The organism is Mesorhizobium sp. WSM4844 (genome assembly GCF_055811775.1).
In genome coordinates, this window is record NZ_JBVVQB010000015.1 from 1 (window position 1) to 11,477 (window position 11,477).

The 11,477-nt window shown below is 63.6% G+C and carries 11 protein-coding genes; 4 read left to right on the top strand and 7 right to left on the bottom strand.

Annotated features, from left to right (window positions below; genetic code table 11):
- Positions 1-124: 124 nt before the first annotated feature.
- Both AC0L2A_RS14360 and AC0L2A_RS14365 read right to left on the bottom strand, forming a co-directional pair.
- A complete protein-coding gene (locus AC0L2A_RS14360; RefSeq protein WP_473609295.1) occupies positions 125-718 on the bottom strand; it encodes a DJ-1/PfpI family protein in 594 nt (197 codons plus the stop codon).
- A gap of 79 nt (positions 719-797) precedes the next feature.
- Positions 798-1,499 (bottom strand): GntR family transcriptional regulator, encoded by a 702-nt coding sequence (locus tag AC0L2A_RS14365; RefSeq protein WP_473609296.1) that lies wholly within the window; start codon positions 1,497-1,499, stop codon positions 798-800.
- Between the two features lie 137 nt (positions 1,500-1,636).
- Between AC0L2A_RS14365 and AC0L2A_RS14370 the strand changes: the two genes are divergently transcribed.
- From AC0L2A_RS14370 to AC0L2A_RS14380, 3 genes are read left to right on the top strand one after another with little or no spacing between them, the layout of a single operon-like run.
- Entirely contained in the window at positions 1,637-2,863 is a 1,227-nt protein-coding gene (locus tag AC0L2A_RS14370; protein WP_473609297.1) for an iron-containing alcohol dehydrogenase, read from the top strand.
- Positions 2,864-2,881: 18 nt separating this feature from the next.
- Positions 2,882-4,369: an NAD-dependent succinate-semialdehyde dehydrogenase gene (locus tag AC0L2A_RS14375; RefSeq protein WP_473609298.1), complete on the top strand. Its 1,488-nt coding sequence runs from the start codon at positions 2,882-2,884 to the stop codon at positions 4,367-4,369.
- A gap of 11 nt (positions 4,370-4,380) precedes the next feature.
- Positions 4,381-5,205: an alpha/beta hydrolase gene (locus AC0L2A_RS14380; protein ID WP_473609300.1), complete on the top strand. Its 825-nt coding sequence runs from the start codon at positions 4,381-4,383 to the stop codon at positions 5,203-5,205.
- A 50-nt stretch (positions 5,206-5,255) separates the two neighbouring features.
- Here the strand turns inward: AC0L2A_RS14380 and AC0L2A_RS14385 are convergent, their stop codons facing one another.
- The 5 genes from AC0L2A_RS14385 to AC0L2A_RS14405 form a co-directional block, all read right to left on the bottom strand.
- On the bottom strand, positions 5,256-6,065 hold the full coding sequence (locus AC0L2A_RS14385; RefSeq protein WP_473609301.1) for a formylmethanofuran dehydrogenase subunit C: 810 nt from the start codon (positions 6,063-6,065) through the stop codon (positions 5,256-5,258).
- Positions 6,062-6,970 (bottom strand): formylmethanofuran--tetrahydromethanopterin N-formyltransferase, encoded by a 909-nt coding sequence (gene fhcD / locus AC0L2A_RS14390; protein ID WP_029350418.1) that lies wholly within the window; start codon positions 6,968-6,970, stop codon positions 6,062-6,064. Before fhcD ends, AC0L2A_RS14385 begins: the two co-directional genes overlap by 4 nt.
- Complete coding sequence (locus AC0L2A_RS14395; RefSeq protein ID WP_473609303.1) at positions 6,958-8,589, bottom strand: formylmethanofuran dehydrogenase subunit A; 1,632 nt, start codon at positions 8,587-8,589, stop codon at positions 6,958-6,960. The genes fhcD and AC0L2A_RS14395 overlap by 13 nt, the downstream gene beginning before the upstream one ends.
- Positions 8,583-9,689 carry a tungsten formylmethanofuran dehydrogenase gene (locus tag AC0L2A_RS14400; protein ID WP_473609304.1) on the bottom strand — a complete coding sequence of 369 codons (1,107 nt, stop codon included), beginning with the start codon at positions 9,687-9,689 and terminating at the stop codon, positions 8,583-8,585. The genes AC0L2A_RS14395 and AC0L2A_RS14400 overlap by 7 nt, the downstream gene beginning before the upstream one ends.
- Positions 9,690-9,953: 264 nt before the next feature.
- Positions 9,954-10,334, bottom strand: coding sequence for a 4a-hydroxytetrahydrobiopterin dehydratase (locus AC0L2A_RS14405; protein WP_473609305.1), 381 nt, complete (start codon positions 10,332-10,334; stop codon positions 9,954-9,956).
- A gap of 161 nt (positions 10,335-10,495) precedes the next feature.
- Here AC0L2A_RS14405 and AC0L2A_RS14410 point away from each other — a divergent pair, with 161 nt between their 5' ends.
- Entirely contained in the window at positions 10,496-11,464 is a 969-nt protein-coding gene (locus AC0L2A_RS14410) for a beta-ribofuranosylaminobenzene 5'-phosphate synthase family protein (protein WP_473609306.1), read from the top strand.
- Positions 11,465-11,477 lie beyond the last annotated feature (13 nt).

Here is an 11,477-nt window from a genome sequence, read left to right on the forward strand (position 1 = left end):
CCGTAATTCCGAGGCTTTCGCTCTACGAGGACCCCCACCCCTAACCCCTCCCCACAAGGGGGAGGGAGACTTCCGTTGGCGCTGACTCGGCAAATTTGCCTGCCTTTCGGCGCCAACGATCGTCTCAGCTGTGGCGGATCTCCGTTCCCAGCACCTTCAGGCACTCGCGGATGAACGCGGCAAGTGCGGTCCAGCCCTTTGCCGAGACCATCGTCCCGTCGACATAGGCCTCGGTCGGCGACAGGTCGATATAGGTTCCACCGGCCAGCGTCACTTCCGGCTCGCAGGCAGCCAGCGCACCGACCTTTTTGCCACGCACGACGCCGTCGACCGCGATCAGGATCTGGACGCCGTGGCAGATCGTGAAGATCGGCTTCCTGGTCTCGTGGAAATGGCGAACCATCGCCTGCACACGCTTGTCGGTGCGGATGTACTCGGGACCACGGCCGCCGGCGCAATAGACGGCATGATACTGGTCGAGCTGTCTTTCCGCCTCCGAAAAAGTCTTGTTCAGCAAGGCATTGTGGCCGGGTTTTTCGGTGTAGGTCTGGTCACCTTCAAAATCGTGAAGCGACGTCTTGATCAGGTCTCCGGCGTTCTTGTCAGGACAGACAACGTGGACGATGTGGCCGACGGCCTCCATCGCCTGCTGATAGACGAAGATCTCGTATTCCTCGGTGAACTCACCGGTCAGCATCAGTATTTTCTTGCCTGGCATGGTCGGCTCCTCGTTTGTGGATGGAAGGGTTTTGTGAATGGAAGGGAGGCGGACATCGCACTGGCCGGCGGCGCGGGCCTCAATCGAACGCCGGCAGCAAACGATCACGGGAATGCTCGATATGACGGCGCATCGCCCGTTCCGCCGCAGCGGGGTCAGAGGCAGCGAAGGCGGCCAGGATGGCCTGATGCTCGTCGAGCGCCTCCTCGGTGACGCGCGAATGGAACATCAGGCGGAAGATGTGGAAGTGCGTATGCTGGAACGCGAGCGTCTCGCGCACCAGTTCATTGTTTGCAAATTCCATGATCCTGTCGTGGAAAATGGCGTCCTGCCGCGCAAAGTTGGAGTAGCGCAGGCGTTCATCCTTGCCGTCGCGGCGCGCCATGCCGCCTGCGGACTCCTGAAGCACCGCAAGTTTCGCCTCATCCATCAATGCGGCTGCTTTGGCCGCCGCATGCGGCTCGAGCAGCAGGCGAAGCTCATAGAGTTCGTCAAATCTGCGCCTGGTTATCTGCGGCGCGGCGCGGTAGCCGATCAAATGTGTCTTCAGCACAAGGCCTTCGCCTTCGAGGCGGCCAAGCGCTTCACGGATCGGCGTGTGGGATACGTCGAGTTCCTTGACCAGGCTGTCGACGGTGATCCGTGAGCCAGGCGCGATCTTCAGCGACATGAGTTGCGCGAAGATCGCTTCATACACGTCCTCAACCAGGCTGTTGGATCGCTGGATGCGCCCGCCGGCGGGGTCGACTTCTCGGGCATTGCTTGTGTTCGTGACCTGCATCTTTGCCTCTTGACAGGACCACTGGCTAACACGATGCTTCGCTCAATACAATCCTATATCCTATACGATTTAATAGAGGATACCGTGGGGGCTCGGCGAGCTTTCGCCTTTCCACCATCATCCAGGGACGCAAGACCATGAGCCTTTTCGCTGCCATAAGGCTGCCGCGTGAAATCCTCTTCGGGAAGGGTCAGCGCCATGTCATTGCAACCGTTGCGGCCAGGCTCGGCCATCGCGCTCTCGTCTGTACGGACGAGCGCTTTGCCGCAACTGTCGCCTTCGCCGAGATCATGGCGGCGCTCGAGGGCGCATCGATCGATGTTCTGGTGCACGATCGTGTGCAGCCCGATGTGCCGCGCGACACGGTTGCCGTCTGCGTCGAGGAGGCGCGGGAGTTTGCGCCCGACATGGTGATCGGCATCGGCGGCGGCAGTTGTCTCGATATGGCCAAATGCGCCGCGTTGCTCATCAGCCACGGCGGCCTGCTCCAGGACTACTACGGCGAGTTCAAGGTGCCCGGTCCGACGCTGCCGCTGATCGCGGTGCCAACGACAGCCGGCACCGGCTCGGAAGTGACCCCTGTCGCGGTGATTTCTGATCCGGATCGCACCATGAAGGTAGGCATCTCCAGCCCGCATCTGATCGCGGCAGCCGCCATCTGCGACCCGGAACTGACGATGACATGTCCCCCGGGACTGACGGCGATCGCCGGCGCAGACGCGCTGACCCATGCGGTCGAGGCTTTTACCGCCGCCAGGCGCGGCACTGACCCCAGCCTGCCGCAACAGCATGTCTTCATCGGCAAGAGCGCGCTGACCGATCATTTTGCGCTGCTCGCGATCAAGCTGCTTGGCCGCAGTCTCGAGAAGGCCTGCCGCGCCCCGGCCGACGAGGACGCTCGCGCCGATGTGATGATGGGCGCGCTTGCAGCCGGCTGCGCGTTCGGGACGGCCGGAACGGCGGCGGCGCACGCGGTGCAATATCCGGTCGGCGCCCTTACCCACACCGCTCACGGGCTGGGTGTCGCCACCATGCTGCCGTATGTCATGAAGTACAACCGGGCCGCCGCGGCCGCCGAGATGACCGAGATCGGCCTTGCCCTTGGTCTCGACGGCAAGGACCGGAGCACCGCCGAGATGGCCGACGCGACGATCGACGAGATCGGCCGGCTGTTTGCAGCGATCGGGATCACGCCTACGCTGGCCAGGCTCGGGCTTCCCGCCGACAAGCTCGATTGGACGGCCGAACAGGCGCTCGGCATCGACCGTCTCATCAAGAACAATCCGCGTCCTTTCGATCCGGCAGCCATGCGCGGCCTGATCCAGGCCGCCCATGATGGCGATCTCGCCGCCTGTGTCATGTGAGCAATCGAGGAGCAGGCCATGAACATATCTCATCAGCTGCTGGAGGACGAGCAGGACACTGCCGGCTTCCATAGATTCTCCCACGGCTTGTATATCGCCGGCCAATGGCGGCAATCCGCCGACGGCAGGGAAATCCAGGTCGTCGACCCCTCCACCGAGGCGGTGATCGCCGCCGTTCCCGATGCGACGATCGAAGATGCAACGGCCGCCGTCGAGGCTGCGGCCAAGGCCGCCGATGGCTGGCGCACAACAGCGCCCCGCAAGCGTTCCGAAATCCTCAGAAATTGCTTCGAACTGATGACGCAGCGTTGCGAGACGCTGGCCACCCTGATCTCGCTGGAAAACGGCAAGGCACTGCGGGACGCGCGTGGCGAGATCGCCTATGCCGCGGAATTCTTTCGCTGGAATGCCGAGGAAGCCGTTCGCATCACCGGCGGATTCGGGATGGCGCCTTCCGGCACCAACCGCATCGTCGTCGACTACGAGCCGATCGGCATCTGCGTCCTTGTCACACCCTGGAATTTTCCTGCCGCCATGGCGACGCGCAAGATCGCGCCCGCCCTGGCTGCCGGGTGCACGGTGATTTTGAAGCCGGCCAGCGAGACCCCGCTCACCGCCTACACGCTCGCCGCCCTCTATGAAGAAGCGGGTGTCCCACCGGGGGTTGTCAACGTTCTGACAACCTCCAATCCCGGCCCGGTGACGGCCGCGATGCTGGCCGATCGGCGGGTGCGCAAACTCTCCTTCACCGGCTCGACTTCTGTCGGGCGCGTTCTGCTGGCCGAGGCCGCAAAGCACGTGGTTTCGTGTTCGATGGAGCTTGGCGGCAACGCGCCATTCCTTGTGTTCGATGACGCGGATCTCGACGCGGCGGTCGATGGGGCGATGGTGGCGAAGATGCGCAACGCCGGCGAGGCCTGCACGGCTGCAAACCGCATCTATGTCCAGTCCGGCGTTTACGATGCGTTTTGCGAAAGCCTCGCCAGGCGGATGTCGGCACTCAAGATCGGCGCTGGCACGGACGGAGCCACGGAGTGCGGGCCGATGATCACCAGGAAGGCCGTCGACAAGATCGACCGTCTGGTCAACGATGCTGTCGCCCGTGGCGCGCGGGTGCTGTGCGGAGGCAAGGCAGGCTCGGGAACGGGATACTATTATCCACCGACCGTGCTCTGCGACGTCCCGGCCGAGGCGGAGATGGCGCACGAGGAAATTTTTGGGCCGGTGGCGCCGATCTCGAGCTTCGAAACGGAAGCCGAAATCATCGCGCGTGCCAACAACACCGAATACGGTCTTGCCGCCTACATCTACACGCGCGATCTTGCCCGTGGAATGCGGGTGGCATCCAGGATCGAAGCCGGGATGGTCGCTCTCAACCGCGGCTTGATGTCCGATCCGGCAGCACCGTTCGGCGGGGTCAAGCAGAGCGGCCTCGGCCGCGAGGGCGGCCAGCATCACGGCATTGCCGAGTTCATGGAGGCGAAATACCTCGCCATCAGCATCTGAGCGGAGGAAGAGTGCAAAACGATCCGTTCCGCATCCGCGACCATGTCGCCGATTTCGATCAACTCGTCCAGGATATCGTTCGCCGCAGCGAGGCCGTCCGCGCAACCATCCCGATGACAGCGGACATTGCCTATGGGCCGGATCAGACCGAAACCATCGACCTGTTCTTTCCCCCGGGCAAAACAAGCGGCCTGCCGGTGCACATGTTTATCCATGGCGGCTACTGGAGGATGTTCTCCAAGCGCGACTACTCATACGTCGCGGCGACGATTACCCAGGCCGGTGCGATTGCCGCCATCGTCGACTATGCTCTGATGCCCAAGGTCAGGATGGCGACGATCGTCGACCAGGTGCGCCGCGCCAAGCGGTGGGTTCTGGCCCATATCGCCGACCATGGCGGAGACCCGGAAAACCTGACCGTCAGCGGTCATTCGGCCGGGGCACATCTTTCAACGTTCCTGTTCAACAGCGAGCATACCCCCTCCAATGTGCGGGCAGCCCTTCTGCTCGGCGGGCTCTACGATTTGAAACCGCTCCAAAATTCCTTTCTCGCCAACGAGATTGCAATCACCGATGAGGAAGTCGCCAGGTTTACACCGCTTGCCTATCGGCATGATCCTCAAACCAGGGCGATGGTTCTGGTCGGAGCCAACGAGACGCCGCCTTTCCATCAGCAGGCAGATCGATTCAAGGAGCACCTGCTGCAGCAGGGTTCGCCGGTAACGTCGCTTGTTCTCACCAACCGCAACCACATGGACAGTGTCAGAGATCTCGGCATGCCCAAGAGCCAGGCGGGGGATTGCCTGGCGAAACTGATTGCCAACGACGATCATTGACCCTCCCCGCGGTTATGGCGGCTTAACGGCAATGCCGTCAGCAGCACGCCTCAGCGCGGGAAAAGAACCTCACCCATGCCAAGCACCGCGTTGTCGCCGCCATATTTTTGCGGCGCGTTGCCCAGCAGCGGCCGTTTCAAGATAGCCTCGGCGATCAGATGGCGATCGATGACGGCGGCGAAGACGCTCTCCGGCGCGCCGCATTCGACAAAACTCGGCGACAGGCTTTTCGGCGCCCGATCGAGCAGGATCGAACCGCGACGCATCAGATAGCCAGGCATCTCGCCGGTGCCGCCGGCCACCACCAGCGTGCCGGCGATCATGCGGCTGCCGGCATTGTCGCCTGCGCCTTTCAGCACCGCGATCAGGCCGCGCCGCATCCGGTCGGCGGCAAAAGCGCCGGCTTTGCCCCTGACGATCAGCACGCCGCCATTCATGCCGGCCAGTTCGCCGGCGAGCGGCCCACCAAGGTGATCGCCGGCATTGCCGGTTATTTCAAGCCTGCCGCCGCGCATGCCGGAGCCGGCATGCGGGCCTGCATTGCCTTCGATGGTGAGCGTGCCGCCGCGCATGGCGCGCCCGGCCTGGGCGCCGGCATCACCGACGAGGCGAACCGAACCGCCCCGCATGCCTTCCGCCACCCGGTCGAGGCGCGCGCTGCCGCCTTCGAAGACGATGTCCAGCAGATCGTTGCCGGCGACGCGAAAAATATCGCCGACCTTCGATCCATGCTTCGACATGCCGATCCGAATCTTTTCGAAATCGCGCCTTTCGATCCCGGCAAGCCGCTCCGCCGTCAACCGCGACAGATCAAGGCGCTCGGGTGGCTCGGCGACAAGGGTGAAGGTCAGCGCTTTCACGGCAGCATATCCTTCAGCGAATAGATGAACTTGCCGAGCTTGCCGCCGTAATTGCCGGCGCTGATGCGAACCGCGCCTCGCTTCGGCCCGAGCTCGATGACGGCCTTGATGCCGGCCTTCATCGCCGCGGCAACGGCATCGTTGGTCTCGCCGTCGATGACGATTTCCAGGACGGCGTTGATGTCGGCGCCGAGCTCACTCCTGACGACACCGCGCAGTGTCGGCGCGTAGGCTTCGTTGGCCGAGGCGATCATGCCCTTGTATTTACCGCCGATCTTGGAACCCGAACGGGCGATGCCGCCCGGAAACGGCACGATCGCGCCCGGCACCAGGCCGATCGCGGCAACCGCGACCTCGGCGGCGAGCAAGGCCCTGGCGCTGGTTTCAGCCATGACGAAGAAATTGCCGCCGCCGACGGCAGCCTTGGTCAGCCCGGTCGTTGCTTCGCACAGGAATTCGCCGTCCATGACCGGAACCCGCCAAAAATGCCTGCCGCCGATTTTCTTGGAGATCTGCCAGCCGTCGCCGAAATAACGCAGCGCCGAACCGAGCTTCAACGCGGCGCTGCCCTCCAGTCCGGCGAAGCAGGCCGAACCCGGCGAGGTCAAGACACACTGGCCGACGCGATTGAGCAGTTGTTTCTGCAGCTCGTCGGTTCCCATCGCAAAGATCATCACGCGGCAGCCGGGTCGGCCATCCGGTGTCGCCGATGGCGGCAGCTCGACATCGATTGCCGCTTCGCAGCCGCAGCCGATCACCGAGGTGGCAAAGCCGGTCATGGTGATCGCCGCCTGGCGCGCCCATTTCCGGTTCGGCGCGGTGATGATGATGGCGGTCGCGCGCATGCCGAAGGCCTCGGCAAAGGTATCGTCGATCACTATGCCATTTACGCTCACGTTCGGCATGCCACCTCGCCGAATGGCTGTTCGCGCGCGATCGCCGAATCCGGGAAATCGAACCAGTCCAGCGAGAGGCCGTAGCGCTGCTGGTGATAGTCTTCCAGGCGCCGCAGCATCGCCTTGTCCGGCGACGGATTGAGCCTGAGCGCCTTGCCCCAGCGGTAGTGGGTGATCTCTCCGTCCTGCACGACGAGATCGCCGTCCTTGAAGACATACGCCGCCTGCCCCAGCATTTTCGCTATATTTTGGTCCCTGCGGTAGACAGCGATGTCGGCTGTCGCGCCGGCGCCGAGATGGCCGCGATCCGTCAGCCCGAGCAGCCTGGCCGGGGCCGCTCGCGTCATGATGGCGATTTCCTCGAAATTGTATTCGCGGTCGATCGCCGCCAGGGTCGAGAGCGCCATGGCCGAAGGTGAAAGTCCGGCAATCATTTCGGTGCGCGCTTCCCGGCTCATCAGCAGCTCGAACAGGGCCGGATAGGCGGTGAAGGGCGCGCCGTTGGGATGATCGGTGGTGAAGAAGACACGCCACGGATCGTCGATCAGCAGAAAAAGCTCGAGCCCGATCGCCCACTGCATCGTGCCATAAAAGTCCTTGCCGTAGCGGTAGGGAACGACGCCGCCGCCATTGCCGTCGCCGTCATGAATGACGGATTTCTTCGGCTGCGCACTGCCACGCGCCGAAAACTGCCGCATGACGTCGGAGGAGATGGTGACCGTCTGGCCGAACATCACCTGGCCGATATCGATGGTGACTTCCGGCGTCGCGTTGACCAGTTCGGCAAGCCGCGCCGCGGCCGAGGAAAACCTGCGCTTGCCTTCCGTGCCGTAGCCATAGAACTGGAGATGGGCGAGGTGCAGCGGCAATCCTTCCGCCGCCGCGATCGTCGCGGCCGCCGTGTCCGCCGATCCGGGGCTGCCCAGATTGTTGCAATGGACGTGCAGCGGATGCGGGACGCCGAGGCTGCCGACGGCCGCCTGCAGCGTCTTGACGATCTTGCGCGAGCTGACGCCATAGGAAGGCACCACATCGTCCAGCGAGAAGGTGCGGACGTTTTCCTTGAAGGCGGCCGCCGCGCCGGCGTTGATCACCTTGACCCCAAGCGCCCGCGTCGAGGCGACCGTCCAGGCGACATAGTCCTCGATCATCGTTGAGGAGGCGTCGTCGCGGATCATCGACAGCAGGAAATCGTCGTTGCCGAGAATGGCGAGCGTCGCCTTGTCGATGATCGGGATGTCGGCCAGTTCGAGATGGGTGTGAAGCGCGGCTCCCGGCGACATCGCCGGCTCGACCACCGTGGTGAAACCCATCTTGGCGTAGAGGCAGCCGGTCTGGAAGGTCGACCAGCCGGCATTGGAGAGCGGCGTCGTCGCCGGCCGCGCCTGGTGCGCGGCGTGCTGCTCCGGCAACAGCAGCCGTGCCGTATTCACGTTGCCGCCGCCGATGTGGGAATGGATGTCGATGGCGCCCGCCATGACGATGCAGCCGGCAGCGTCGATGGTCCGGTCGGCAGCGCCCGCCGCCGGCGCCGCTACGATCTTGTCGTCGCTGATCCACAGGTCGCCCTTGCCGAGACGGCTGTTGACCGGATCGATGATGTCGCCGCCGGCGATTTTCGTCAGCATGGCAACGCCGCCTCGGCGGAGACATGACTGGCGACCAGCCGGATAACAGTCGCAGCAGACGGCAGTTCGGACACCGCTCGCGCCTCGACTGACCGCAGCGATCCGGTGCGGCTGGAATAGACCACCGCCTGATGATCGACGCCCGCTTCGCCGATGGCGATGGTGACCGCAGCACCCGCGACCGGCTCATGCGTTTTCGCCAGGGCGATCAGCGCCATGCGGTTCCTTTTCTTCTTCGGCTGGACAATCGAGGACGAGATCCGCAGGTGCAGGTCGGCTTCGCCGGCAGCGATCATGCGCGCGACGTCGTAACGCCAGGGATCGAACTCCGGGAAGCCGCGCGCAAAGCCGGTGCGCAGCGGAAAACCGGTCATCCAGGTCGAGGCGAGCGCGCTTCCCCATCCGTTCTCGCTCACCGGCAGATGCAGGCCGGATGCGCGTGACTTGCGGTTGAGATCGGTGATCAGCCCTTGCAACATCTCCAGCGCCAGCCCGTCGGTTGCGTCGCCTGAAAACAGGAAGACGGGAAAATGCGCAGCCTCCAGGGCTTTGGCGAAATCGTCGAAATTCGACACCGGCTGCGATGTCTGGCGCCCCCTCCACTGCGCCCTCAGTGCCGCCAGCGTCGCGCCGAGGCCTGCCTCGCCGCAGGACAGCAGCGTCGCCGTCCGCCCGTTGCTCAACCGCGGCGCAGCCGTTTCATTCGACCCGACGAGAAAGATCTCGCGCTGATTCTTGGCCGAGAGATCGGGGGCCGAGAGATCGGGAACCGTCTCGGCAAGCTCGCCGACAAATTGATGGTGGATCTGCGGGAGTTCGCCGACGATCACCACGACATCGGCGCGCCGGCGCGTCTCGCCGGGCGCGACGGTCATCGCGCCTTTGTCGGTAAAAAGGGCGGCCTCTCGGGAAACTGCCGCGCCATCGGCATGATCATATGCCGCGCCAACCCGCTCAGCCAGAGCGATCGCCGCCCTGGTGCCGTGTATATCCGTATCCAGGCTGAAAACCGGGCACCGGCTTGACCCCAACAGCGCGGCGGCATGTGCGGCCGCGCGCTCGACCAGCGTTTCCCGGTTGCCGATCCAAGCAACCGCCATTCACTACGCTACTTTCTGGTGCCGGCCCGATCCTAGACGAAACTGGATCGGCCGTGAACCCCGCCTGTCAGAGACTGTTTCGAAATTCGCTCTGGTGAGTCATATGGTGGTGGTTTCGAGAACCGGAGCGCAGCGGACATTTGGGTCCGTGAGCACCGGAAGCGCAGAAAACGCCATCAGATGGCCGCCAGAGTAGAGTTTCCAAACAGTCTCTCAGCAGATTAGCGAATGTTTTTATACGCCATCAACAAATTCCGACCGCGCTTAATCATATTTGATGTAAGCGAAGCGCTGATCGGTCGGCGGAGTGCCTTCCAGCGCGCCGCCTTCCCGGGCCGGCTGCCACTGGACGACATCCTCGATCTTTTTGGCCAGCTCGAAGTCCTTGTCGGTGATGCCCTTGGCCGCATGATTCATCAGGCGCACCTCGACCCAGGCATAGGAAGCCGTGATGTCGGGGTGGTGCCATGCCGCCTCGGCGAGATGGCCGACCGTGTTGATGACCATCAGTGTCGATTTCCAGCTGTGGGTCTTGTATTTGCGCCGGATCCAGCCGTTCTCGTAATACCATTTCGGCAGTTCCTTCTCGAGCCGGTCGGCAATCTCGGCTTCCGAATAGACCTTTTCCTTGGGCGTCTCGTTCATCTCGACCTCCGCGAATTGCCCGGTCCGTTCTCGCGCCGGGGCCAAAAAGAAGATAAAACGAATGCACTCTCTGCGGCTTGCCCCTTCGACGAAAACAGCTATCATGGCGACGGGCACCTAAACTTCCATGATGCGTCTATGATGCACCCATCGGGGGGTAGATGTCGAATTCTGTTACCATACGAGTGCCCGCCCGCCTGCATCTTGGCTTCCTCGATCTCAACGGCGATACCGGGCGTCGCTTTGGCAGCGTCGGGCTGCCGCTGAGCGAACCCGAAACAACAGTCACCCTGTCGCGGTCCAGCGAGACCATCGTCGAAGGTGCCGAGAGCCGGCGCGCCGGCGAACATCTGGCGACGCTCTGCAGCCATCTCGGCATTCGCGGTCAGCACCGTCTGGTGGTCGAACAGTCGATCCCCAGCCATGCCGGCCTGGGCTCCGGCACGCAGATCGCCCTTGCCGTCGCCGCGGCGCTGCGCACGCTCCACAAACTGCCTCTCGATACAGACAGCGATGCGACCCTGCTCGATCGCGGCGGACGATCCGGCATCGGCATCGCCAGCTTCGAAAGCGGTGGCGTCATTGTCGACGCCGGCAAGGACGACAGCGGCAGGCCGCCTCCGGTCGTGGCGCGACTGCCGTTTCCGGAACAGTGGCGCGTCATCCTGATCCTCGACCATGGCGGGCATGGACTGCATGGCGATGCCGAGATCGCGGCATTTCGTTCGCTGCCGCCCTTCCCCGCATCCGGCAGCGGCGAGATCTGCCGGCGGGTGCTGATGGGCATCATGCCGGCTCTTGTCGAGCACGACCTGCCGGCCTTTGGCGCCGCCGTCGCCGCGATCCAGATGCTGATCGGCACCCATTTCGCCCCGGCGCAAGACGGCGTGTTCACCTCCAGGCGGGTCGAGAGCGTGGCCCACGGTCTCAACGAAGCAGGCGCCGTCGGCATCGGCCAGAGTTCGTGGGGGCCGACAGGGTTTGCCTTTGCCGCATCGCAAGACGCTGCAGTCAGCTTCGTCAGCGCGGTTCAGCAGACAGTTGAAGACGGCATCGAGATCAGGATCGTCAAGGGCAGGAATTCCGGCGCGAAGATCAGTTCGACCAGACTTGATCTCGTCGGCAGCTGACGGCTGGGCAACA